This window comes from Steroidobacter cummioxidans, assembly GCF_003104955.1.
Genome location: NZ_LSRW01000035.1, coordinates 57,458 through 83,762, shown reverse-complemented (window position 1 = coordinate 83,762; position 26,305 = coordinate 57,458). Strand labels below are relative to the sequence as shown.

16 protein-coding genes are annotated in these 26,305 nt (G+C 62.8%); 7 read left to right on the top strand and 9 right to left on the bottom strand.

The genetic code is table 11. The annotated features are described in order from the left end of the window. Positions 1-6: 6 nt before the first annotated feature. The 4 genes from kdpB to D0550_RS34935 are packed head-to-tail and all read right to left on the bottom strand — an operon-like array spanning position 7 to position 4,164. Positions 7-2,154, bottom strand: coding sequence for a potassium-transporting ATPase subunit KdpB (gene kdpB, locus D0550_RS17880; protein ID WP_116810552.1), 2,148 nt, complete (start codon positions 2,152-2,154; stop codon positions 7-9). Between the two features lie 5 nt (positions 2,155-2,159). Continuing rightward, a complete protein-coding gene (kdpA, locus tag D0550_RS17875) occupies positions 2,160-3,914 on the bottom strand; it encodes a potassium-transporting ATPase subunit KdpA (RefSeq protein ID WP_116810551.1) in 1,755 nt (584 codons plus the stop codon). Beyond that, positions 3,911-3,994: a K(+)-transporting ATPase subunit F gene (gene kdpF, locus D0550_RS17870; RefSeq protein WP_241520837.1), complete on the bottom strand. Its 84-nt coding sequence runs from the start codon at positions 3,992-3,994 to the stop codon at positions 3,911-3,913. Before kdpF ends, kdpA begins: the two co-directional genes overlap by 4 nt. A gap of 5 nt (positions 3,995-3,999) precedes the next feature. After that, positions 4,000-4,164 (bottom strand): hypothetical protein, encoded by a 165-nt coding sequence (locus D0550_RS34935; RefSeq protein ID WP_161965903.1) that lies wholly within the window; start codon positions 4,162-4,164, stop codon positions 4,000-4,002. 178 nt (positions 4,165-4,342) lie between these two features. On the opposite strand from D0550_RS34935, the gene D0550_RS17865 reads away from it, so the two are divergent. Further along, the gene (locus D0550_RS17865; protein WP_116810549.1) at positions 4,343-4,663 is read left to right on the top strand and encodes an EthD family reductase; all 321 of its coding nucleotides are present in this window, start codon (positions 4,343-4,345) and stop codon (positions 4,661-4,663) included. 27 nt (positions 4,664-4,690) lie between these two features. Here D0550_RS17865 and D0550_RS17860 read toward each other — a convergent pair whose 3' ends face one another. Then, a complete protein-coding gene (locus D0550_RS17860) occupies positions 4,691-5,638 on the bottom strand; it encodes an SMP-30/gluconolactonase/LRE family protein (RefSeq protein WP_206606375.1) in 948 nt (315 codons plus the stop codon). Positions 5,639-5,937: 299 nt separating this feature from the next. Here D0550_RS17860 and D0550_RS17855 point away from each other — a divergent pair, with 299 nt between their 5' ends. The 3 genes from D0550_RS17855 (at position 5,938) to pdxR (ending at position 9,388) form a co-directional block, all read left to right on the top strand. Further along, entirely contained in the window at positions 5,938-6,456 is a 519-nt protein-coding gene (locus D0550_RS17855; RefSeq protein ID WP_206606374.1) for a DUF488 domain-containing protein, read from the top strand. A gap of 99 nt (positions 6,457-6,555) precedes the next feature. Next, positions 6,556-7,830, top strand: a complete 1,275-nt coding sequence (locus tag D0550_RS17850; protein WP_116810546.1) for an SGNH/GDSL hydrolase family protein — start codon at positions 6,556-6,558, stop codon at positions 7,828-7,830. Between the two features lie 85 nt (positions 7,831-7,915). Further along, positions 7,916-9,388: a MocR-like pyridoxine biosynthesis transcription factor PdxR gene (gene pdxR / locus D0550_RS17845; protein WP_116810545.1), complete on the top strand. Its 1,473-nt coding sequence runs from the start codon at positions 7,916-7,918 to the stop codon at positions 9,386-9,388. 28 nt (positions 9,389-9,416) lie between these two features. On the opposite strand, the gene D0550_RS17840 is transcribed toward pdxR, so the two are convergent. Together D0550_RS17840 and D0550_RS17835 are read right to left on the bottom strand one after the other, a co-directional pair. After that, positions 9,417-10,244 (bottom strand): alpha/beta fold hydrolase, encoded by an 828-nt coding sequence (locus D0550_RS17840; protein WP_116810544.1) that lies wholly within the window; start codon positions 10,242-10,244, stop codon positions 9,417-9,419. A gap of 81 nt (positions 10,245-10,325) precedes the next feature. Then, entirely contained in the window at positions 10,326-11,018 is a 693-nt protein-coding gene (locus D0550_RS17835) for a DUF1223 domain-containing protein (RefSeq protein WP_116810543.1), read from the bottom strand. 219 nt (positions 11,019-11,237) lie between these two features. Between D0550_RS17835 and D0550_RS17830 the strand changes: the two genes are divergently transcribed. Beyond that, on the top strand, positions 11,238-12,971 hold the full coding sequence (locus D0550_RS17830) for an LTA synthase family protein (protein WP_161965902.1): 1,734 nt from the start codon (positions 11,238-11,240) through the stop codon (positions 12,969-12,971). Positions 12,972-13,022: 51 nt separating this feature from the next. Here the strand turns inward: D0550_RS17830 and hmpA are convergent, their stop codons facing one another. Continuing rightward, complete coding sequence (hmpA, locus tag D0550_RS17825) at positions 13,023-14,192, bottom strand: NO-inducible flavohemoprotein (RefSeq protein ID WP_116810541.1); 1,170 nt, start codon at positions 14,190-14,192, stop codon at positions 13,023-13,025. 157 nt (positions 14,193-14,349) lie between these two features. Between hmpA and norR the strand changes: the two genes are divergently transcribed. Further along, positions 14,350-15,897 (top strand): nitric oxide reductase transcriptional regulator NorR, encoded by a 1,548-nt coding sequence (gene norR / locus D0550_RS17820; protein WP_116810540.1) that lies wholly within the window; start codon positions 14,350-14,352, stop codon positions 15,895-15,897. 161 nt (positions 15,898-16,058) lie between these two features. Further along, positions 16,059-17,312 carry an MFS transporter gene (locus D0550_RS17815; protein ID WP_116810606.1) on the top strand — a complete coding sequence of 418 codons (1,254 nt, stop codon included), beginning with the start codon at positions 16,059-16,061 and terminating at the stop codon, positions 17,310-17,312. Here the strand turns inward: D0550_RS17815 and D0550_RS17810 are convergent. Further along, the gene (locus D0550_RS17810) at positions 17,304-26,225 is read right to left on the bottom strand and encodes an autotransporter outer membrane beta-barrel domain-containing protein (protein ID WP_116810539.1); all 8,922 of its coding nucleotides are present in this window, start codon (positions 26,223-26,225) and stop codon (positions 17,304-17,306) included. The two genes, D0550_RS17815 and D0550_RS17810, sit on opposite strands and share 9 nt — an antisense overlap. Positions 26,226-26,305 lie beyond the last annotated feature (80 nt).

The window sequence follows — 26,305 nt, the reverse complement described above, 5'->3', positions numbered from 1 at the left end:
GCTGCCTCAAACCAAACGGAACGCAACCAGCAGCAGATCGATGATCTTGATGCCGATGAACGGCACGACCAGACCACCGGCGCCGTAGATCAACAGATTCCGCCGCAGCAACTGCGCTGCGGACGTTGCGCGAGTCTTCACGCCTCGCAAAGCCAGCGGCACGAGAAAGACGATGACGATGGCGTTGAAGATCACTGCCGACAGAATCGCGCTTTCGGGACTTTCCAAGCGCATGACGTTGAGCGTATTCAACGCCGGATATGTCGCCGCGAACGCCGCCGGAATGATGGCGAAATACTTGGCGACGTCGTTGGCGATGGAGAACGTCGTCAACGCGCCGCGCGTGACCAGCATCTGTTTGCCGACATCGACGATCTCGATCAGCTTGGTCGGATTCGAGTCCAGATCGACCATGTTGCCCGCCTCTTTCGCGGCCTGCGTGCCCGTGTTCATGGCCACCGCCACGTCGGCCTGCGCCAGCGCGGGAGCATCGTTGGTGCCGTCGCCGCACATCGCGACCAGCCGGCCCTCGCTTTGATTGCTGCGAATCAGCGCGAGCTTGTTCTCCGGCGTCGCCTCAGCCAGAAAATCGTCGACGCCCGCTTCAGCGGCAATCGCAGCGGCCGTGAGTCGATTGTCGCCGGTCACCATGATGGTCTTGATACCCATCTGGCGCAGCTCGGCGAAGCGCTCCCGAATGCCGCCCTTCACCACGTCTCGCAGCTCGATGACGACCAACACTCGCGGCCCATCGGCCACTACGATCGGAGTAGCGCCCAGACGCGCAATCGAATCCACCGATTCGCTCAGCTTGGTCGGCCACGTGCCGCCCTGTTCTTCGACAACCTTGCGAATGGCGTCCGCTGCGCCTTTGCGCAAGGTGCGTCCTTCGATGTCGACGCCGCTCATGCGCGTTTGCGCCGAGAACTTGTGAAAGTTGTGTGAGACGGTCGCAAGATCCCGTGCACGCAACTGAAACCTCTGCTTTGCGAGCACCACGATAGAACGACCTTCCGGTGTCTCATCCGCGAGCGAGGCCAGCTGGGCCACATCCGCCAACTCTTGCTCCGTGACTCCGGGTGCCGGCACGAACGCCGACGCTTGCCGATCGCCCAAGGTGATCGTGCCCGTCTTGTCCAACAGCAGCACATCGACATCGCCGGCTGCTTCCACCGCGCGACCTGACGTCGCGATCACGTTCGCACGCACCATGCGATCCATGCCGGCAATGCCGATTGCAGACAGCAGTGCGCCAATCGTCGTCGGGATCAAGCACACCAACAGTGCGACCAGCACAGTGAGTGTCACGACCGAGCCTTTCCCGGCAGCATCCACGGCGAACTGCGAGAACGGCGCGAGCGTGCCGGTCGCAAGCAGAAACACCAAGGTGAGCATCGCCAGCAGAATCGAGAGTGCGATCTCGTTCGGCGTCTTGCCGCGCTTCGCACCTTCGACCATCGCGATCATACGATCGAGAAAGCCCTCACCTTCCCGTGCCGTGACGCGCACGATGATCCAATCGGACAGCACGCGCGTGCCGCCCGTCACCGAGGAAAAGTCGCCGCCCGCCTCGCGAAGCACGGGCGCGGATTCACCCGTGACCGCGCTCTCGTTCACCGAGGCGACGCCTTCGATGATTTCGCCGTCGGCGGGAATCGTGTCGCCAGTCTCGACCAACACCAGATCGCCACGACCCAACGTGCTCGCCTCTACTGATTTGTAGTCGGTGCGATGGGCGGCCGTGATCTTTTTGGCGTAGGTGTTCCTGCGCATCGATCGCAACGTCGCGGCCTGAGCCTTGCCGCGTCCCTCCGCCAGCGCTTCGGCGAAGTTCGCGAACAGCACGGTCAACCACAACCACACCGCGATCGCCAGCACGAATGCCGGACGCCCGGCGCCTTCGATCTGTCCAGCGGCTGCGCCGATGCCGATGATGGTCGTGAAGATGCTGCCGATGAACACCACGAACATCACAGGATTTCGTATCTGCACCCGCGGATCGAGCTTGCGAAACGAATCGATGATGGCCGAGCGCAAGATCGCACGCCGCGCGTACTTTGCCGCTGGCCGCGGCACGCCGCCACTGACTTCCCCCGCCGCTGCAGTGGCGACTGGATCCGATTTCTTTTCAGCAACGCTTGCTTGCGTAACCATGCGGCTCAACCCTTGCCAATCATCTGCAAGTGCTCGACGATGGGACCGAGCGCGAGCGAAGGCAGGAACGTCAATGCGCCAACCATCAACACCACGCCGATCAGCATCGCGACGAATAGCGGCGTGTGAGTCGGCAACGTGCCAGCGGTAATGGCTACATGGCGTTTGGCTGCGAGACTGCCGGCAATGGCGAGCACCGGAATCATCAGCCAGAAGCGCGAGATCCACATCGCCACACCGAGTGCGATGTTGTAGAACGGCGTGTTCGCGGACAACCCGCCGAACGCACTGCCGTTGTTATTTCCAGCCGAGCTGAACGCATACAGAATCTCTGAGAAGCCATGCGCACCGGGGTTGGCGACACTGCCAGTGCCCGCCGGAATCGCGCTTCCTATCGCCGTGCCGATCAGGACCACCACACAAGGCACCAGCAGCACGAGCGAAGCCATCTTCACTTCGTAGGCTTCGATCTTCTTGCCCAGATACTCCGGCGTGCGCCCCACCATCAATCCGGCGATGAACACTGCGACGATGGCGAACATCAACATTCCATACAAACCACTTCCAGCGCCGCCGAACACGACTTCACCCAATTGCATGAGCCACATCGGCACGAGGCCGCCGAGCGGCGTGTAGGAGTCATGCATCGAGTTCACGGAGCCGTTTGACGCCGCCGTGGTAGCAGCTGCCCATAACGCGGAGCTCGCGATGCCGAAGCGCGCCTCCTTGCCTTCCATGTTTCCGCCGGAGTGTGTCTCCGTGCTCACTTGATCCACACCCAAGGCGTCGAAGCGCGGATTTCCGGCCTGCTCGGCACTGAACACACCCAACGCGAGTGGTAGGAATATAATCATCATCGCCGCGTATACCGCCCATCCCTGGCGCGTATCCTTCACCATGCGGCCAAACGTATAACAGAGCGCGGCCGGAATCAGCAGGATGGCCAGGACCTCGAGGAAGTTCGTCAGCGGGGTCGGGTTCTCGAAAGGGTGCGCCGAATTCACATTGAAGAATCCGCCGCCATTGGTGCCCAATTGCTTGATCGCAATCTGGCTCGCGGCCGGGCCCAGCGGAATGGTCTGCTGCGTGACCGGCTCTTTCGCTGGCGTTTGAATGGTGAGCGGCTCGACCAGCTCCGCCGTCTTGTACTCGGAGAAATTCTGCACGACGCCCTGCGACACGAGCACCAGCGCCAACAACAGTGACAGCGGCAACAGCACGTACAGCGTGCCGCGAGTCATATCGACGTAGAAGTTACCGATCTGCTGCGCCTGACGACGTGCGAAGCCGCGAATCAATGCCACCAGCACCGCCATGCCGGATGCGGCAGATAAAAAGTTCTGCACGGTCAACGCCAGCATTTGGGTGAAGTAGCTCAGCGTCGACTCGCCGCCATAGCCCTGCCAGTTGGTGTTGCTGACAAAGCTGACGGCAGTGTTGAACGCCGACTTCGCTTCCACACCGGCGAACCCCTGGGGATTCAACGGCAGCACGCCTTGCGCAAGCTGGATGACATACACCGCGAGCAAGCCAATCAGATTGAACAGCAGCACGGCGAGCGCATAACGTTGCCACGAGGTCTCCGAGCCGGCATCGATACCGCACAACCGGTAGATGCCGTGCTCCATCGGCCCGAGCACGGGCGTGAGCCAGACGCGCTCGCCCTGAAACACTTTCGCCATGAAATTGCCCAGCGGCTTGACCAGCGCAGTGAGCAAGATCGCAAAGATCACGATCTGGATGGCGCCAGGCAGGTTCATTCGAACTTCTCCGGAAACAACAGCGCCAGGATCAGGTACACGCCCAGCGCGGCGACCAGGATCAGACCGATCCCGCTCATGACGCTCACTTGCGCAACCTCTCGTGAATCAGCTTGTGATGGACGTTGCCGCCGGCCGGTGCCGGAGCTGCAGGCTTATCGCCACGTGGCTCGAGGAATACGATCAGTTTGTAGAGCAGCCAGGTGAAGCCGACCAGCAGCAACACGGTGAGAGCGACGACTCTGTCCATGGGTGTCTCCGGGTGTTCTTGTGCAAAGGTGAACACCACGTTGCCCAGGTTAGTCAGGGCCGTGTGAGCATGACGTTAGGATTTAGGTCCGGAATCAGCGGATGGGGAAAGCGAGGTGACTTTCGCTGGCGGTTGAGCGCAGGATAGGCCTTTCACCGCGCAGCGACGGGAGACCGCCATGATCAAAGTCAGCGTGATGTACCCGAACCGGCCAGGCGCTCGTTTCGACCATGCATACTACAAAGACAAGCACATGCCTTTGGTGCAGGCCCGCATGGGGGCTGCGTGTCGGTTCTATACCGTGGACAAAGGGCTGGGCGGTGGCGCTCCCGGCGAGCCGCCAACCTACATCGGCATGTGCCACATCTATTGCGATTCGGTCGAAGCATTCCAGTCGGGCTTCGGTCCGCATGCCGAGGAAATCCTGGCGGATATTCCCAATTACACCGATCTGCAGCCGATCGTGCAGCTCAGCGAGGTCGTGGTCGGCCAGCCCTGAGCTGAGCTGGCCGCCTCGCTTCGACGATTACCAGCCCCGCACCTTGGTCCGCACGCGCACCAGGTTCTTATCCGCGGTGATATACAACGTGCTGCCGTCGTCGCCGAATGTGAGATTCGCAGTCGGCACGCCGGTAGCGAGCGTACCGAGGTGTTTGCCGGCCGGCGAATAAACGAGTATGCCGCCCGGCGCAGTGGCCCACAGCGTGCCATCACGACTGACCTTCATGCCGTCGGGCAGTCCGGGCTTCTTTTCCTTGGCCGCCTGGGTGGCGTCGAAGAACACTTTGCCCGCGCCGAGCGTGCCATCGCTCTTCACCGGATACGCCATCACGATCGCCTTGTCTGGATCGGAGTTCGCCACGTAGAGCGTCTGCTCGTCCGGTGAGAACGCGAGTCCGTTGGGCCGACTCAACTCACGCGTCAGCAGCGTAAGCTCGCCGCGGGCGTTCAATCGATACACACCCTGAAAATCCAGCTCTTTCGCCGGATCGTCCGCGCCCTTCGGCAAGCCATACGGCGGATCGGTGAAATAAAGATCGCCGTTCGACTTGAACACCAGGTCGTTCGGGCTGTTGAGCCGCTTGCCCTGATACTTGTCCGCGAGCGTGACGAACTTGTCGCCACTGAGCTTGGCGATACGACGATCGCCGTGCTGACACATGACGAGCTCGCCGGCTTTGCTGAACGTCAATCCATTCGAGCCGGGCTCGCGGCCCGTGAATGGCACGCTGCCGGTATAGCCCGACGGCTGCAGGAATTTCTTCAGCCCGCCGCTCTCCGACCATTCCCAGATCATGTTGCGTGGGATATCGGAGAACAGCAGTCGCTTGTGGGGTGCGTCCCAGATCGGGCCTTCCGACCACTCGAACTTTTTCTCGGCCAGCAGCTCGATGACGGCATTCGGCTCCAGCAGCGCGTCCAGCGCCGGATCGAGGCGCTCGATCTTGCCGAGCACTGCAACCTCTTTTGCCATCACCCCTCCTGCCGACACCAAGACGCCCAGCGCCAAGGGTAACGCAAGCCACATGCGACGGATCATCGGATCGCCCCCTCCTGGTTTGAACGGCAATGATACCGCTACCTGGAGTACTCGGTGCAATGTTAATTGCGGCCGTCAGTGCAGATTGATCGCCGGCCACTCCTGCGGCGCTGTTGGCCGGAGCGCTCCGCTGAACAGCCTGAAAAATGGTCGGCCCGTGCTGATTTCACGTAACGAGCGTCGGAACCGCGGCGACTCTGCGTCGTTTCGAATGCGGAGGTGCGCGTTTAGCAGTGAAGACCACCGTCTGGACCCTCGGTCATTCCACTCATTCATGGGATGAGTTCGTCAGCCTGTTGCACTCGTATGAGCTGCAAGCAGTTGCGGACGTGCGCCGTTTGCCTGGCTCACGGCGGCTGCCGCAATTCGACCAGGACACGATGGCGGATCAGCTGGAGCAGCTCGGCATTGCCTATCGCTGGTTTCCGAAGCTGGGCGGACGACGACGCGCTCAGAAAGATTCGCCCAACACCGGCTGGCGCAACGCCTCGTTCCGCGGCTACGCGGATCACCTGGCATCCGAGGAATTTGCAGAAGGACTCGAAGCGCTGATCGACCTCGCAAAACAAGAGCGTACGACGCTGATGTGTGCGGAAGCTGTCTGGTGGCGCTGTCACCGCCGACTCATTGCCGATGTATTGATCCTGCGCGGCTTCGAGGTCATTCACATCCTCGACGCAACGCATGCAACGCCTCACAGCCTCACGCCGCCCGCGCGCGTCGTGAATGGCAAGCTCACTTACCCAGGCTAACTGGCTTTATCCCACTGCATCGAAGTGGAGCTACCCCGCGAGCGGCTCGCGTATGCAAACTTTGCGCGCGCCAGGAATGGATACCATCGGAGGTTGCTCATGAAGAAGTCAGGAGAATGGTCGCGCCGCTATCTCATCCAGGTAGCGGCGGGAATCTGTATGGGGCTTGCGAGTTTTGCATCAGCTCGCGCGCAGACTGCCGACACAGCGACGGCGGATTTCGGCGGCCCGCAATGGATCGCGACGTGGAGTGCTCCGCCGATGCCGCAGGGCTCGACCGGAGGCAGCTCACGGTCATTCGATAACCAGACGGTCCGGCAGATTATTCCAATCACGGTCGGCGGCAGCCGGGTGCGGATCAAACTATCGAACGAATACGGTGTCGGCGCGCTCATCGTGGGTGCCGCGCACGTTGCGGTTCAGTCCACTGGAGCTTCGATCGTACGGGGGACGGATCGAACGCTTACCTTCCGTGGCCAGGCATCCGTCGTTATTCCACAAGGCGCGGTCGCACTGAGCGATCCCGTCAACTTCGCGGTGCCATCCAATACACGTCTGGCAATCAGCCTGTATCTCCCGCAGAACACCGGCTTCGCGACTTATCACGAGAACGGCAATCAAACTGTGTATACCTCCACGCCGGGCAACTTCAGCGATGCAGCCGATCTGCCGATCCTGGATACCGATTCGACGTCACGCTACTGGCTGACGTTCGTCGAAGTCCTGGCGCCGCGTAAGATCGACTCCCTGGCCATCTTCGGCGACTCCATCAGTGAAGGCGCGACTACGACGCTGAACGCAAATCGCCGCGTCAGCGATGTTCTGTCCCGCTGGTTCAACCCGCCAGTGGGCCCGGGACGCCTGGCCGTGCTGAATCAAGCCACCGGCTGCGGTCGACTGCTGTTCGATGTTTGCGGCCCGAAAGGCCTGTCGCGCTTCGACCGTGAGGTCCTGAATGCCACGGGCGTCAATCAAGTGCTGATCGAGCTCGGTTACGTCGATATCATCTTTCCGACGGCCACCGGCGCCCTCGATCAGATCGTCAGCGCCGACCAGATCATCAACGGTTTGAAACAACTGATCCGCCGCGCGCGAGCGGCCGGTCTGCGCGTTTATGGCGCGACGCTTCAGCCCAACGGCAGCAGCCCCTTCCCCGGCGTTTACACGCCCGAGAACGAAGCCAAGCGTCAGGCCGTCAATCGCTGGATCAGAACCAGCCGGCAATACGACGCCGTGGTCGATTACGATCTGGCACTGCGCGATCCGAGCAATCCCTTGCAACTGCTGCCTGCGTATGACGCGGGCGACGGCATTCACCCGAACGACGCGGGACACGAAGCACTGGCGCGGGCGATTGCGCTTTCCCTGCGCTGATTTCAAGATGGCCGCATAGCAAACGCACCAGCTCCCCGAACGGAGCCGGTGCGCCTGTGTGAGCCAACGCCAAGGAAAGCGCGTCATGGTCAAGACGGTCACACTGCCCATCCGCATCGAGCCGTCTGCCGGCCAGACGCTGCAAGAACAGATCTATTTCTGCATTCGTCGCTCCATCATCGAGGGGCTCATTCCCGCCGACAGCCGCCTGCCTTCGACCCGGGCGCTGGCGGTCGACCTGGGCGTCTCACGCACCACCGTACTGCTCGCGTTCGAGCAACTGAAGGCCGAGGGCTACATCGTGCCGAGGCAAGGCTCCGGCATTTACATTGCGAAGGAGCTGCCGGACCGGCGACCCGATCTGCGCGTCGTAACGACGGCGTCGACAATGAAACATCCACTGCTTTCAACGCGCGGCCGGTCACTGGCGCGCACCCGTTCTCTCGATCGACGTTCGCTCTTTCCGCCTCGGCCCTTTCGAGTCGGCACGCCGGCCGTCGATTTGTTTCCTGTGCGACTCTGGTCGCAGATCGCGCGTCAGTGCATACGTTCGTTGTCGCCCGCGCGACTGGATTACTCGCGCCTCGCCGGCTTGCGCCGGTTGCGCGAAGCCATCGCCGAACAAATGCGCTCGCGAGGGACGAGCTGCGATCCGGATCAAGTGCTGGTCGTCGCCGGCGCTCAACGCGGCATCGATCTGGTGTTTCACCTGCTGCTCGACGTTGGCGACGCCGTGTGGCTCGAAGACCCGGGCTACCCAGGCGCACACAGCGCCCTGCTCTCCGCCGGCGGCAAAGCCGTGTGCATGCCGGTAGATGGCGAGGGCATGATCGTCGATCGCTCAACGGCTGACAGTGGCCGCGTCCGCCTGGCGTATGTGACACCCTCGCATCAATTTCCGCTCGGCATGCCGATGAGCCTCGCGCGACGCCATGCCCTGCTCGCCTGGGCCAGCGAGTCGCTCGCGTGGATCGTGGAGGACGACTACGACTGCGTCTTCCACTACGACACTCGGCCTTTGCCCTGCCTGCACGCACTCGATCCCGACGGTCGCGTCATCTACGCGGGCTCGTTCAGCAAGACTTTGTTTCCAGCGCTGCGGCTCGGCTTCCTGATCGTGCCGAGCGATGTGGTGGACGGATTCACGACGGCGCGAGTGGCGAGCGATGTCCACCCGCCGCTGCTGGAACAGTTGATCCTCTCGGAGTTCATCACCCGCGGCCACTATCAGCGACATGTCCGTCGCATGCAGCAGGAGTACGCGGAGCGATTGCACGCACTGCGCACGTCGATCGATCGCACTGGGGCGGCTCTGCGTCTTCGACCGGTGCACTCCGGGTTGCACGCCGTTGCGGATCTGGACGGAGTGGATGCCGAGCGCGTCTGCACTGAAGCGGCCGCACGCAAGGTTGAGGTCATGCCGCTTTCCGCTTACCACTACGGCGGTGGCCCGCGTCAGAACGGATTGCTTCTGGGCTTCGGCGCATGCCGGCCCGCGGCCATTCGAGCGAGCATGTGGCAACTTGCCGCTGCGATCGACGCGGCTCAACGAGCGTGACCGCAGCGGCCCCCGACTTCAACGGGTCTTACTTGCGAATGAATTCCAGCAGGTCCGGGTTGACGATCTCCGGATGGGTCGTGCACATGCCGTGCGGCAGGCCCGGGTACACCTTCAGGGTGCCGTTCTTCACCAGCTTGGATGACAACATCGCCGAGTCCGCGATCGGCACGATCTGGTCATCGTCACCGTGCAAGATGAGCACGGGACACTCGATCTTGCGCAGGTCCTCGGTGAAGTCCGTCTCCGAGAATGCTTTGATGCAGTCATACTGCGGCTTGATGCCGCCTATCATGCCCTGACGCCACCAGTTGCCGATCACGCCCTCAATCGCTTTGACGCCGGGGCGATTGAAACCGTAGAACGGCCCGGACGGCAGTTCTCGATAGTACTGCGCACGATTCGCCGCGAGGGCGGTGCGAAAACCATCGAACACTTCCATCGGCAGTCCGCCCGGATTCTTGTCCGACTTCAGCATGACCGGCGGAACTGCACCGATCAGAACTGCCTTCGCCACCCGTCCGCCGCCGCCATAGCGCGCCACGTAGCGCGTGACTTCGCCACCGCCAGTCGAGTGGCCGATATGAATCGCACCTTTGATGCCGAGATGATCGATCAACGCAGCAACGTCGGCTGCGTATGTATCCATCTCGTTGCCTTCGTCAGTTTGCGATGACCGTCCATGACCGCGCCGGTCGTGCGCAATCACTCGATATCCCTTGTCGAGAAAGAACATCATCTGGTTGTCCCAGTCGTCCGCGCTCAGCGGCCAGCCGTGATGGAAGACCAGAGGCTGTCCTTTGCCCCAGTCCTTGTAAAAAATCGTCGTGCCGTCTTTGACCGTGAAAGTGCTCATGACGTGACTACCTTGGGCAGTGGATGGGAATAGAGGAAGCGGCGTTAGTCTGACGACCCCACCTGTGGAATTTCTTCCGATTCAGCGCAGTGCCAGCGTCGCCGCGCCAGCGACCGCGCCCTGATTCTTACGCTGCAGAATCACGGCCACCACATTAGCATCGCGTGGCAGCTCCGCGAGCGACGCGACCATCCGTTGCGGCTTCCCATTCCACGTACCCAGGCGCTGGAATGAACGAACTACATTGAAGTGCTTGAGCGTGCGATGCGCGTTCTCGCCGCCCTCGATGGTGGCAGTCGCTTCCTTCAGGTAGCTGACCAGATACACGTCCATGGATTCGCGCCAGGCCTCCAGGAAATAAATGTGCAGACTGCCGCCTTCGCGGGACAGTGACATTCGCAAGGCATCCCGATCGCCTGCCAGCGCCTGCTCCACTTTTGCTCGATTCGAGCCGACCAGACTGGTGTCGCCACTGATGACCATTTGCGGCGTGAACGCGCCCGACTTCTCCAGGCGCCGCACGTAGCCGCGCTGTCGTTGCGTGGCCTCAGGGATCGAGAACCGATCTTTCCAGCCCTGGTCGTCCCAGTAGTCCACGTGATAAGCCAACGCGATGATGTTCGGCCTGCGAGCCAGCTCGCCGAGCAGCGCCTCCGCAGGCGGACAGGAACTACAGCCTTCGGAGGTGAACAGCTCAACCACCACGGGCTGCGCGGGCACGCCGGCCGACGCGAACAGGCTCAGAAGTGCCAACCATTTGATTGCGACCTTCATGGCTCCAGTCCTACCGTTCCCAGGGCGCTCAATCGACGGCCCGGTGCCGTCGAGTACTCTACAATGCGCAGCTTGTCACCAATCGTGGCAGTTGTCCGCAGATGGCGACGGGGAACTTATCTGCCACGCCGACAACTTAAACTACTGCCTGAAATTTCGCGGAGCGCGCTGCGCGTGAAGTCGACCCAGCATCAATACAGTGCACTAGCCTCGAGGTCCGTGGAGCCTGCATCGAGCAAGCTCATTCTGGCCGCAGCGGCACTGGTAGCGTTCGGCTACGCACTGCTGGTCAGCTATCTCGACCCCGCCCTGCCCTGGCCGGTCACGTTCTCCCGCTCCGAGCCCTGGGCGTTGGTACTGCTCAATCTGGTCCCGGTCCTCATCCTGCATGTGGCGCTGCTGCTGGTGACGAGGCGGCTGCTGCTGTCGTGCTGGCTCACGGTGCTCGCGCTCGCCGCGCTGTACTTCATCAACTATATAAAGCTTCGGGAGCTGGCGACGCCGCTGCTGCCGGATGACTTTCACTTCCTGAAGGCCATCGGCGTCCACTACGCCTTTTTTGCTCAGTACCTCGCGTCGTCGCGCTTGCAGTTGCTGTTCGCGATCGGTGCCCTCGCGATCACGTTGCTGTTGTACCGCGAGCGGCCGATCGGCTCGATCAAGGGCGGCATTCGCTGGGGCGCCGCCGTGTGCACGATCGCCCTGTGGAGCACCCTGGTTCAAGGCAGCGCTCCTTGGAAAACGGTCTACTACCCCGGACAGGCGCAATTCGAGCCGTGGGCACCTCGCGATAGCGCGGCGCGCACCGGCCTGATCGCGAACATGATTCTGTTGCACTGGGAGCTGCGCGGTGGCCCGCGTCTCGAGCCAAGCATCGACACCTCGATGCAGATGCTTCGTGACTACAACCTGACTTCGCCTCGTCCAGCCGCGCCAGCGCGCGCACCGCTGCCCGACATCATCGTCGTGCAAAGCGAATCGCTGTTCGATGTCACGCGCTTGAAAGGCATCGACATCGATGTCATGCCAGTGTGGCGTGCCGCCGCAAGCCGCGGCTGGTCCGGCGAGCTGCACGTGCCGACCTTCGGCGGCGGCACGATCCGCACTGAGTTCGAGTTTCTCACGGGGTTGCCGCTCGCCGCGTTTCCGCAGATCCGATATCCCTATCTGCAGCTCGCGCATGCCCAGATCCCGAGCATCGTGCGGGAGCTGCGCTCCAACGGCTATCGCACCGTCGCCATCCATCCCAACGGCGGCGCCTTCTGGAATCGCAATCATGCATTTCGCGCCGTGGGCTTCGATCAGTTCCTCGATGCCGACGCCTTCGACGATGCACCACGCTACGGCTGGTATGTCAGCGATGCGTCGCTGGTGGATCGTGTGATCGCCGAGCTCCGCGACGACGATCAACCGCAGATGATCATGGCGATCAGCATCCAGAATCACGGCCCGTATGACACCGTGCCGCTGCCGGCATCGGATAACGCGAGATTCCTGCAAGCCAATCTGGATGCAGCGGGCACGCGCGATTTAGAAACCTACATGACGATGGTGCGAGCCTCCGATGAGGCACTCGGCCGGCTGCTCGAGTTCGTGGAAACCCGGCCGCGCGACACACTCCTGCTCGTTTACGGCGACCATCTCCCAGCGATGAATGCCGTGTACTCACAACTTGGCTTCAAGGATGAGCGCCGGCCGGACGAACAACCCGTGCCCTGGCTGCTGGTCGACAACCGCTCCCGCGAGCCGCGCGTACAGAACGGTCCGGCGTGGTTGCTGCCTACCTTGCTGATCGAAAAGACCGGCCTGGCCACGTCGCACTATTTTTCGGCACTGGCCGATGTCGGCTTTGCCGACGCGGCAAGCCGTCTGCCAGCGGATGTGCTCAAAGTGCTGGCGCAACTTCAATTCGCCGGCCGGCTCGATACCGCCGTCGCGAACGATCCCATCTGACGATCGTTGCTTGGGATGCGCGGCCCTCCGTGGCCGCTCCTCCCGACTGCGTCAGTCCAACGCTTCCATCGGGCCGAAGAATTCGAAACGAATGCGCTCGGCCGTGACGCGCAGGTCTCGCAACATCCGATTGACGTGCACCATGAACGGCTTCGGTCCCAGGAAATAAATATCCGCATCGGCCGGCGTGTACCGCTGCAGAATTTCGGGAGTCACCAGACCGCGATAGTGTGGCTCGTCGCCAGGCAGCGGTTCGCTATAGATATAAACGTGCCGCAGATTTGGATGCTGGGTCGCCAGCGAATCGATGCGATTGCGGAAAGCATGCACGGCGCTGTTGAGCGCCGCATGCACATAGATCACCTGGCGACCTTCGGCCAGCGCGCGATCCAGCATCGGCAGCGCCGGCGTCTGGCCGACGCCCGCGGTCAGCAGCACGACCGGCTTGGAATTCTCTGCCAACGTGAACTCGCCCGCCGGAGCGAACGCATCCAGCTCGAATCCCACCTGCACTCGATCGTGCAGATAGTTCGATACCAACCCGCCCGGTTCCCGCTTCACGGAGATTCGATACGTCTGTCCGTTCGGCGCATCGGACAAACTGTAATTGCGCTGAACCGCCGTGCCGTCGACGCCGAGCCGCAGGCCCAGATACTGCCCCGGCGTGAAGTCCATCAACGGACCGCCATCCGCCGCGGCCAACCAGAACGAAGTGATCACCTCGCTTTCTTCGGCTCGCTTCACGACGCGCATGCGACGCGTGCCCCGCCAGCCGCCAGTGAGAGCCGCCTTGCGTCGATATTCATTTTCTTCAGCCGCGATCAACAGATTCGCGAGCTGCCAGTAGGCAGCGGTCCACGCAGACGCGATCTCGGGCGTCACGGCATCGCCCAGCACGCGACCGATGGCGTCGAGCAGGCACTCGCCGACGATCTGATACTGCGGCGGAGTGATATTCAACGAGACATGTTTCTGCACGATCCGTTCGACAGCACCGGTCAGCGCACCGAGGTTGTCGATGTTGCTGGCGTAAGCGACGACGGCATTCGCTAGCGCACGCGGCTGCGAGCCGCCATGCTGGTGCGCCTGGTTGAAGACTTCACGGACTTGCGGATAGCGCTCGAACATCAGCGGATAGAACACACTGGTGATGCGCTCGGCGTGCTGGGCGACGACCGGCGCGGTGGCCTTGATGATGGCAATCTGGTCTGGCGTAAGCATTGAACCTCGGCAGTGTTGTCATACGACATCGATGGACACGTTGTATGAGCAACGTCCGTGCCACCTTGTAAGCCTTTGATTCGCAGAGCGCTCAGCCGCCACCGAGTCAAAATGACTCCATCACGTGCCGAGTCGATATGACATCATTCGAGTCATTATGACCACTCCACTGACCGCCGCCTGCGAGCGGGTGTTACGCGAGGCGCTGCGCGGGAATGCTTCGCCGCCCTGGCAACTTTGGCTGGAAGCGCTGACCGAAGTGACGCACGCCGACTCGTGCTCGCTGCTGCAACTTCGTGGCGCGGACCTGGTGCCACTCGCCGTTCATGGCCTGAGTCCCGATGCACTCGGCCGACGGTTTCCATTGGCGGAGCATCCACGCTTGCAAGCCATCATGCGCAGCTCCGATGTGTTGCGCTTCCCCGCCGCGAGCCCACTGCCCGATCCGTTCGACGGCCTCATTCCCAATGCCGCCGATCATCTGCATGTCCATGACTGCGCGGGCATGCCGATCAATGGCTCCAGTGGACCGGTTGGAGTGCTGACCATCGACGCCTTGCGACGGGGCACGTTCAATCAGAAATCGCTCGACGCCCTGCGCACTTGCGCGAACCTCGCCGGCGCCTGTCTCGAGATCATCGAACGGCTGTCCCGCATGCAGGACGCAATGGAGCGTCAGAACCTGGTCAGCAGCGCGCTGCTCGAAGAATTGCGACCGGATCAGCAGCTGCTCGGGCGCAGCGCTCCGATTCGCGCGCTGCTCAAGGAAATCGACACCGTCGCAGCCAGCGATCTGACCGTGCTCATCACGGGAGAAACGGGCACTGGCAAGGAGCTGGTCGCACGCGCGATCCACTATGGCTCCCATCGCAACGATCGGCCCTTGATCTCGGTGAACTGCGCCGCGCTGCCTGAATCGCTGGTGGAAAGCGAGCTGTTCGGCCACGTCGCGGGCGCGTTCTCCGGCGCGACGTCGAATCGTCGCGGCAAGTTCGAGATCGCCGACGGCGGCACGCTGTTGCTCGATGAGATCGGCGAGCTGCCAATGACGGTGCAGCCCAAGCTGCTGCGTGTATTGCAGAGTGGCGAGATTCAGCGCGTCGGCTCCGATGCGCACATCAAAGTGAACGTGCGCATCGTGGCCGCGACCAATCGCGATCTGGCTGAAGAGGTTCGCGCCGGCCGCTTCCGCGCCGATCTCTATCATCGAATCAGCATCTATCCAGTGCAGGTGCCGCCGCTGCGTCAGCGCGGGCGAGACATTCTGCTATTGGCGGGCAACGCGCTGGAGCGCAATCGAGCGAGTCTGCACTTGAGAGGCTTGCGACTGGCACCCGCTTCACAACAGGCATTGCTGTCAGCAAGCTGGCCTGGGAACGTGCGCGAACTGGAACACACGATCAGTCGTGCCGCATTGAAGGCCGCTGCTGCCGGAACCAGCAGCGATCGCATCGTGACCATCGAGCCGCCGCACCTGGACCTGGCCAAGCCGCGCTCCGATGAATCGGCGCCGATGCTCGAACAACAGCAACCGGTGCAGACCGAGGGCCTCAGCCTTGCGCAGGCGTCAGCGAAGTTTCAGCGGGGGCTCATCGAACAGGCGCTCGCCGCTCAGCAAGGAAACTGGGCCGCGGCCGCGCGAGTGTTGGGCCTGGATCGAGGCAATCTGCGCCGCCTGGCGAAGCGACTCGGCGTCGACGCTTGAGTGCATCCGTTTCTAATGGGCTCGACCGCATAATTGATGGCCGGCCCAGCAGGCGTCCCTCTATGCTCTGGGCTCGATTCCGATAACCGTCAGGTGAGCTCGTGGCCGTAGTCGAATCAGAAGGCGCCGAATCGGGTCAGAGCACGGCCGCGACGCCGAAGTTGACGAAGGCCTCGATCCTGCGATGGGGCACGCTGGCGCTGCTGGCCGTCGCTGCTCTGATCGCGTTCGTGGATCGCATCAATATTTCGGCGGCGCTCGCGGTCGAGCCGTTCAAACAGCATTTCGAGCTGTCCAACCTCGATCGCGGCTGGGTCAACTCCGCGTTCTTCTGGTCCTACGCCGTGTTCCAGATTCCCATGGGCTGGATCGTGGATCGCTACGGCGTGAAGCGTCCCTATGCGATCTGTTTCGCGGTGTGGTGCCTGGCGTCCGCGGCCATCGGCTTGATGCCCGCGCTGTGGGGTCTGGTGCTGATGCGACTCATCATCGGTGCTGCCGAAGCGGTCGTCGTGCCGGCCACCTATCGCTGGATTCGCAACAACTTTCATCCCAACGACAGCGGCACGGCGGTGGGCTTTTATACGCTGGGCTCCAAGTTCGGCCCGGCCATCGGCGCGCCGCTCGCCGCCTGGTTGATCGTCACCTCCAGCTGGCAATGGATGTTCGTAATCACGGGCGTCGCCGGCCTGCTGTGGCTGATTCCGTGGCTATGGATGGCGAAGGACGATCTGCCGCGCGGCGAAGAATGGGCCGCGAAGAAGCAAGCCGCGTCGGCAATCTCGTTCGGCAGCATCCTGGCGAGCCCGCTGGTGTGGGGCACCTTGGTCGTCAACTTCTGCTACAACTATTTCACGTTCTTCTGCATGACCTGGATGCCGTCGTATCTGGTCGAGCAGCGCGGCCTGTCGCTCAGCCAGATGGGCCTGTACACGTTCTACAGCTTCACCGGCATCGCCATCGTCGCGCTGGCCGCCGGCTGGGCGGCCGACAAGCTCATCAAGCGTGGCGGCGATCCGGTCATTGTTCGCAAAGCGTTCGTGGTGTCCGGCTTCGCCATCGCCTGCACGGTGTTGCTTGGCGCGCGGGCCGAGACCGTCGAGACCGCATTGTTCTGGAATGTCGTGTCACTGTCGGGGCTCGGCCTCACCACAGCAAACAATCTCGCGCTGTGCAGCCTGACGCTCATTCCCGCCCCCATCGTGGGACAGGTCAAAGGCATTCAGAACGTTGCGACCGCCCTGGCGGGCATCGTTGCGCCGCTGATGACGGGTTGGCTGCTGCACGCGACCGGCTCTTACGTCGCCCCCATGACGCTGATCTTCGGTTTCCTCCTGCTCGGCGCCGCGACGGTGCTGCTGGTGCTGCGACCGGAATGGGCGCCGAAGCTTCCGGACGCCCCGCCTTTAAAATGAGGCCGACATCTTCACGCTACCGGTCTGAGTCCGCGTGTGATCCGACTCACTGTGCGAGTACATGAGCCGCAGCGTCACTCCTGCCACGCTGAGCAAATCAAAGCCAACCGCATAGTCCGTCGATTTCGTGTCCAGCGACTGCGTAAATGTCATCGGCGCCACACTCACCGGCGCGCTTTCGAGTCGTGCAGTCACGTCGATGTTCCCGCCGGACAACAGATGCGTCACGCCAGCGCGTGCCCAACCGCGCATCTTTGCGCCGCTCGGCAATCCAACCTCGCCACCAAACTCGAGCGCCGGCTGCAGCGTATAGAGCTCATCCGTTTCACCTGCAATGCTGAGATTCGTCGCACCACTGCGCTGTTCAGTGAAACCATCGCGTCGCAGCCGCGTATAACCCACATCCACGAGCGGACGCAGATACGCGCTCCGGCCTTCAAACGCGTAGCCATATCGCAAATGACTCGCGAGCGCATGCGTCGCGTAAATGCTGGTCGCCTCGGTGAATCCGTCACCGTTGAAGCTGCCGCGGCGGACTTCGAACTCCGTGTGACCGGCCGACAGGCTCGCAGAAAGTGTGCTTGCGCCGAAGTTACCTTTGAGCACCGCGCCAAGTTGCACGCCATCGCCGGTCGCATGTTGAACGGCGCTGAAGGTGCGATCGCGGCCCACATTGATCTCCGTATCGTCGAGCGAGAAGCCGACGCCGAGATGCCAACGATCGGTCAGCGCACGCTGCAAGCCACCACTGACGCTTTGGGTTTTTTGATTCGCGCCCAGACGCTTGCGGCTCGCCTCTTCCCTGCGATCGGTCGTGGCCAGGTTCATCCAGCCGCACTCGCCTTCATCGACGAAGCGATGTTCGCCATCGAACTGCTTGCAGCTCAACATCGCATCGCTGAATCGCAGACTGTCATAGACCGGTGCCGCTTGCGCCACGATGTATGAGTCAGCTGTCAGCATGTCGTACGCCTGCGCCAGCATCGCATCCGTCGGCAAGGACGCAATCGTGAGGACAGTGTCGTAGAGCTCCGCCGACCCACCCGCGCTCTGCACCGCGTTCAGATACCTCGCCGCTTCGTACTGATTGTGGGTAAGCGCGGCGGTGTTTGCCGGCATGAAGTTCGTGATCATCTGGAGCATCAGAGCAGCCTCGCCGCTGGGCGTCGAGCCGTGCACCAGCGAGTACTTCGTCACCGCCGAGTCCTGCAAATCGAGACCGAGCGCGGAGATATCGAACGCGTTCGGCGCCGTGAACAAGACTGTCCAGGTGGTGCCCGGCGTGAACGGATTGGCCGTGATGGCATTGATCGAAACTGTTCCTCGCAGAGTAGCCTCGCCGCCCTCGACCGATACGCGGTCCGACGTGAGCGCGGCCGGATCGAAATCCATCAGCAAACGACCGGTAGAGGTTTGCGAGTAGTTGCCATTCAGTGTCGTGTTCGCGATGACGCCAACATCTCCCGGCGACCAGGTACCGCTGTTGGTCAGCGTGCCGCCCGCACCGACATTCAACGTCGCGCCAGAGATCATCAACGACTGTTCGCGATTGAAGAACGAGTTGCTGCCGCCGCCCAGATCGAATGTGCCTGCGAAGGTGCCGTAGTTATCGACGGTTTCGTTGTGATCGCCACCGGCAATCGTTTGCAAGTGGAGCAACGTCGCATCGCCGAGCACGCCGCGATTGACGAGCGTGTTGTTCGCGCCGTCGATGAATCGAACCGCCGCGCCCTCAGCGCCGCCGCGCACACCGCCGCCTTCGATCGTGATCGAGATGTTGCCGTTGCCTCGATCGCCCTGACTGTGCGCGAAGATGCCATCGGCATCGTCGGCGAGCGCTTGGATCACACCATTGATGCTGATCGTCACATCGCGCCCGAAGTCTTCACCGGCAGCGCTTTGCGCAACGATGGCGTGCGCATTCTCGCCCCAAGTCGTGATGTTGCCTGTTTGATTGATCGTGACCGTGCCCGCCGTGCCGCTCGCGCCGGTGCTGCCGGAGAACAGACGCTGAGAAATGCCGCCACCAGGAATGAAGTCGTTGCCGTCGCCGCCCGCGTAACCGCCGCCACCGGCGACGCTTTGCGCGTAGATGCCGTAAGCGCCGGCGCCGTCTGTCGTGATATTCGAGGTGTTAGTGACGGTTACGTTGCCGCCGTCGCCACCACCTCCACCGTCGCGGACGAAGGCAAAGCCGATGCCCACATTCAACTTCGGCGTCCCGTAGCTACCGCTCGAAAAGCCGCGGTCCACATTGCCGGAGACGCCGCCACCGCCGCCGATGCTTTGTGCAAAGATGCCGATGGCATCGTCACCGTGCGTGATCAACTCGCCCGAGTTCGTCACGTCAACGGCCGCGCCATGACCCGCCGCGCCACCGGCGCCGCCGATGCCGGCCTTCGCTTTCAAGCCAGTCTTCGCGCGGCCACCGTCACCGGTGCCTTCTGCGAAGTTCTGCGCTTCGCCACCGCCGCCGCCGACGCTCTGCGCGAAGATCGCGGTCGATGCGAATCCAGACGTTTCGATTCGGCCGCTGTTTGTGACTTCGACCGCGCGTCCGTCGCCGCTCGCACCACCGTCGCCGCCCACCAGCACCGACCAGTCGCGCATCGCCTTCACTTTGTTGAGTACGGTGAGCGCGTCGACGGCCTCGTTGTTGAATCCTTTGACGCCTTGACCGCCGCTGCCGCCGCCACCACCGATACTTTGCGCAACGATGCCGCGCGACAGTGCGCCAGTCGTGGTGATTGCACCGGTATTAGTAACCGTAACTTCGCCACCATTGTTCGCGGTGCCGCCGAAGCCACCGATGGCTGTCTGAACACTCGTATTCGGCGGCTGGTCGATCCCACCGCTGCCTCCACCTTGCTTCAGCAAGAGCGAGAACGAGCGCGCATTGCCACCGTCGCCGCCACCACCGCCAACGCTGTGCGCGTAGATGCCGTCGGAGCGGTCGCCATAGGTATCGATCGTGCTTTGGTTGTCGACAATCACATTGCCGCCGTCGTCGCCATCGCCGCCGTGACCACCGACCGCGACGGCGAGATTGACCGTACCTCCCCTGCTCGAAGCACCAAGGCCGACATCGATGGAGGTGGCCATACCCCCATCGCCACCACCGCCGCCGACGCTGTATGCATAGATGCCGCGCGATTCGTCACCGCGCGTCACGATTGCATTCGTGTTCGTGACGGAGACACGGCCGCCGATATCGCCTTCGCCGCCGAAGCCGCCCACGGAGACGGAGATGTTTGCGCTTCCGCTCTGTTGCTGACCGCTGCCGAGACTCAACGCGCCTGCTGCTGCGAACCCGCCGTCACCACCGCCGCCGCCGACGCTGTGTGCGACGATTGCATGCGCGCCAATGCCGCTCGTATCGATACGACCCGAGTTCGTCACATCGACATCGCCACCGGCATCGCCGGTGCCGCCTTGGCCACCGACGGAGAAATCGAGATTCTTCGTAGCGTTCGGCCCCGCCGGACGGCTCGCGGGTTTCGAGAAGGAGCCAGCGACACTGAAACCACCACTGCCGCCGCCACCGCCAATGCTCCCCGCAAAGATGCCGTACGCGGAGTCACCGAACGTCATGAGCGTTCCGTCGTTCGTCACTTTCACGTGCTCGCCATGGCCGCCTCCGCCGCCGAAGCCACCGATGCTCGCGCTCATAGCTACCACGTCAGTCGTGGCCGAGCCCGCGATGCTGAATCCACCATTGCCACCGCCGCCGCCGAGACTCTGCGCCATGATGGCGTGCGCATTCGCGCCACGCGTCGTGATGTCAGCCGCGGTGAAAACATCGACGAGATTGCCGTGACTCGCGGTTCCACCGCCGCCACCGAGCGATAAGCTCACAGACGGCGACTTCGTGAATCCGCCCGCGACGCTGAATCCGCCGTTACCACCGCCGCCGCCCATGCTCTGCGCAAAGATGCCGTAGGAACGATCGCCGCTCGTGTTGATCGTTCCTTCGACATGGGCATCCTCGGTGCCGACGCTCACGGCGCCTGCGTTGCCGCCGCCATCGCCGAAGCCGCCGATGCTCACATTCACCGCGGGATTTGCCTGGTCATTGGAGAACAGCGAACCCGCGATGCTGAAACCACCATCGCCACCGCCACCGCCCAGGCTCTGCGCGAAGATGGCATGCGAATCGGCACCGAGCGTGGTGATGTCGCTGGTGCTGCCGACGGTCACGCTTCCTGCGTTGCCGCCGCGATCACCGAAACCGCCAATGCTCAGCTGTACGGAGTTCGTTCTATTGATGCCGCCGGCGACGCTGAAGCCACCGTTGCCGCCACCGCCGCCGAGCGACTGAGCGAAGATGCCGTGAGCACGCTCGCCGCCGGTGATGAGCGTTGCGTTCGCGCTCGACACCGTGACGTTATTCGCGTTGCCGCCACCCTCACCGGAGCCGCCAATGCTCAAGCCGACCGAGCCGTTCTGCGTCGAAATGCCACCGGCCACACTGAAGCCACCGGATCCGCCGCCACCGCCAACGCTCTGCGCGAAGATGGCGTGTGACTCGGCGCCGCGCGTCGTGATGGAGTTTTCGCTGACGACATCTACAGTCTGACCGTCCGCGCCCTCATCACCCGAACCGCCGAGACTGAAACGACCGGAAGCGCCGCGGGAAATGCTGCCGGCGACGCTGAAGCCGCCATCGCCACCACCGCCGCCAACACTCTGCGCGAGAATGCCGTAAGAACGAGCGCCGAATGTGTTGATGTCGCCGGTCAATGCGTCGTCGCTCATACCCGCCACTACTCGACCTGCGCCGCCACCACTGCCACCGCTGCCGCCGACGGAAGCATTCACCGCGCCGTCAACCGCCATCGAGCCCGCGACGCTGAAGCCACCCGAGCCGCCGCCTCCACCGATGCTTTGCACGAACATGCCGTGCGCGTCATTGCCTCGCGTGGTGATGGCGGTCGAACTCAATACGGTTACGTTGCGACCGATGCCTCCGCCGTCGCCGCTGCCGCCCATGCTGAAAGTTGCAGACGGCGCATTCGTGATGCTGCCGCCGACGCTGAAACCGCCGTCGCCACCACCTCCGCCGACACTCTGCGCGACGAGACCGTAAGAGCGATTGCCACTCGTCTCGACAAAGGCGCCGCGACTCGTGAGATCCACGGTTTGCGCATCACCCCCGCCCGCACCATCGCCGCCGAGACTGGCACCGATGCTGCCGCTGTTCGTGGAAATAGAGCCGGCGACGCTGAAGCCGCCATTGCCCCCACCACCGCCCAAGCTTTGCGCAAAGATGCCGTGCGCGTCGTTGCCTCCGGTGACGACCGTGTTCGCCGTGTTCACATGCACGGCGCCGGCATTACCACCGGTGCTACCGCCGCCACCCATCGAGAACTGTGCAGACGCGGACTGCGTGATGCTGCCCGCGACACTGAATCCGCCCGAACCACCACCGCCGCCGACACTCTGCACGAGCAAGCCGTAGGCTCCGTCGCCACTCGTGCGAATCGCGCCGGTCGTCGCGCGATCAGTGCCGACATTCACGTTGCCTGCACTGCCACCACCCGCGCCGTCGCCGCCGAGACTCACATTGATCGCAGCGCCCGCGGAGATCGAACCCGCGACAGCAAAACCGCCCGAGCCGCCGCCACCGCCGAGACTTTGCGCGAACAAGCCGTGAGATTCGCTGCCGAACGTTGTAATCGACGTCGAGCTTTCGACGTGGACGTCGCGGCCCATGCCGCCGCCGTCACCATTGCCGCCCATCGCGAAGGTAGCCGTCGCACCTTGCGTGATGCTGCCAGCGACCGCGAAGCCACCGTCGCCACCGCCGCCGCCCACGCTTTGCGCAACGAGACCGTACGAGCGACGGCCCATTGTTTGTATTTGCGTGCCGCTGCTTTCGACAGTGACATTTTGCGCGCTGCCGCCGCCTGCGCCGTCACCACCGATTGCCGCGCCGACGTTGCCGTTCGTACCGCCGACCGAGATCGAGCCGGACACCGCGAAGCCGCCGTTACCGCCGCCACCACCGAGGCTCTGCGCGAAGATGCCATGCGAGTCATTGCCACCGGTATAAACATCGTTGCCGGTTCGCACGGTGACGATGCCACTATTGCCACCGCCACCACTTCCGCCTCCGAGCGCAAGTGTCGCCGACGATCCCATCGAGACGTTTCCCGCAACACTGAAACCGCCGGAACCACCGCCACCACCTACGCTCTGCGCGAGCAAACCGTATGAGTTGTTGCCGCTTGTGCGGATCGTTCCACTGGTCGCACGATCGACGCCGACTGTGACATTGCCGGAACTGCCGCCCCCATCACCGGAGCCGCCGAGTGCGAGTTGTGCGGTCGAGCCGAGGCTGAGACTGCCGGCGACGCTGAATCCTCCCGATCCGCCGCCGCCACCGAGACTCTGCGCAAACAGGCCGTGCGAGTCGACGCCGCGCGTTGTGATGTTGCTGGAGCTATCGACTGTGACATCGCGCGCGATACCGCCGGTGTCGCCGTTACCACCAACCGCGAGCGCTGCGCCGAGCCCACTCGACGCAGATACGGATACTGCGAAGCCGCCGTTCCCGCCGCCACCACCGACGCTTTGCGCAAGCACGCCGTACGAACGATCACCGTACGTGCTGAGATTGGCGCCGGACGTCGTGACATCGACTGTGTTTGCTTCACCGCCACCCGCGCCGCCACCGCCCACCGCAGCGGCCAAAGCGACAGAGTCACTCCCACTTACAGCAATCGCGAATCCGCCGTTGCCACCACCGCCGCCAATGCTTTCCGCGAAAATGGCATGCGCATCGTTACCGTGCGTAGTGATGCTGCTTGCGTTGTCGACCGTGACCGATTGACCGTCACCGCCTTCGTCGGCTTCGCCGCCCACAGCAATCGCCGCCGAGACACCCACACCAATCGCACCCGAGAACGCGAAGCCACCGTTACCACCGCCACCGCCGATGCTCTGCGCATAGATGCCGCTGGAGCCGTGACCCGTCACCGCGCCCGTCGTGGCGTCGATCGTTCCCGTTGTGATCGCGCCCGTGTCACTCAGAACGTAGACAGTGCTGCCATCGCCACCGTGCTCGCCGCTGCCACCAATTGCGACGCTGCCGAACGCACCGGCCGCCACACTCGCGCCACCGTTACCACCACCACCGCCGACGCTGTGCGCAAAGATTGCGCTGGCATTGTCTTCGGTCGTCGTCAGAGCCGCGTGATTGCGAACGATGACGGCATCAGCATTGCCGCCAGAGCCGCCGCCACCACCAACAGCGAACCAACCTGTGCTGCTGCCACCATTACCACCACCGCCGCCCACACTCTCGGCATAGATGGCGTGCGACCTGCTGAAGATGTTGGCGGAGTTGTCGACCGTGACTGTGCCGCCGTCGCTCGTGCCGCTACCGGCACCACCCACGGCAACGATCGCGCCGGCGTTGCCACCATCACCGCCGCCACCGCCGATGCTCTGAGCAAAAATGCCGCGTGCACCGACGCCCGTTGCAGTGATCGCGCCACCGTTCGTAACAGCGACCGCGTTGCCATTACCGCCTGAAGCGCCGCCGCCACCAACTGAAACGATACCGCCGCCATTGCCACCACCGCCGCCACCACCACCGATACTCTGCGCAACGATGCCGTGCGAGTACCAACCCCTCGTGTCGATGTTTCCGAGGCTCGTTACATGGACCTCACCGCCGTAACCCGCGCTCTGGCCTGAACCACCATAACCGACGACGCCATAGCTATTACCACCGCCACCGGCAAAGCCGCCGACGCTGTGCGCGAAGATGCCGTAGGAATAATCGCCGCCAGTGAAAATGTTGCCGCGACTGATGACCGTGACTGTGCTGCCATTGCCGCTGCCGCCGCCATCGCCACCGCTGCCGAACGTATAGCCTCGACCGCCCTGACCACCTTCACCGCCGAGGCTCTCCGCGTAGATGCCGGAGGAGTTGAAGTAGCCGGTGTAGATGTTCCAGCTGCCGTCGACCGTTACGGTACCGGCGCTGCCGCCGAACACGCCATTACCGGCGTTCGCAACCCAACCGTCACCGCCGCTACCACCGATACCCCCGCGGCTGATCGCTAGAATCGCGTGCGAATCCATGCCACTGGTCGACAACCTGCCGGAGCCTTGGACAAGCACATTGCCGCCGGCGCCGCCGGGAACACCACTGCTGCCGCCCAAGCCACTGCTACCGTTGGCGCCGTAGCCGCCTTCGCTCAGCGCCCAGATCGCATGCGCCAGGGACAGACCGGCAATGTCCACGTTGGCATTGCTGACGACGTTCACGTTGCCGCCAAGGCCCGAATACGTCGCCCAGCTGTGCGCGAAGATGCCGTTGCCGTAGAACGAGTTATTGGCGATGTTCGAGCGATTGTTGACGAACACATCGCCACCACTCACCGGCAGATCGAGCGCGGACTCCTGTCCATAGCTCTCGGCGAAGATGCTGTCGTAGCGACCGCCGCCCTCCGTAATGATCTCGCCGCCGAGCGTCGTCACATTGACGTCGCCGGCCCGGCCATTGAGAAACGGCTCGATGAAGTTGCGCAGGTACAGGCTGTGCGCATTATCGGTCCAGATACTCTGACTGCCGTCCCAAAAGATGGTGAGCGGGTTGGAGTCGTTGGTCCGATGCAGGACGATGCCGATGTTTCCTTGTGCTGGCCGGATCTGGTGCGTCAGGCCGTACACATAGAGATACCGATCCCACTCGTTGTAGATGCCTTCGGATTGATTGCCCGTGCAGTAGACGATGCCGAAGACGTTGGAGCACGGATCGGGTGCGGCCGCAGCAGGCTTCGGCACGCTCACCAGCGCACTCGTCATCAAGATGGCGTGGACGGAGTTGCGTAACAAGTGTGACGCACGCACGGTGCGCTCGTTCGGTGCATTCACAATCGCTGCCATCTGATTGACGCGCATCCTTATGTCCCCTTGCCAGCCCGCGATGAAACAAATGTGCGCTATTCCAGCGGCCACCCTGAACGAGGTAAATTGACCGC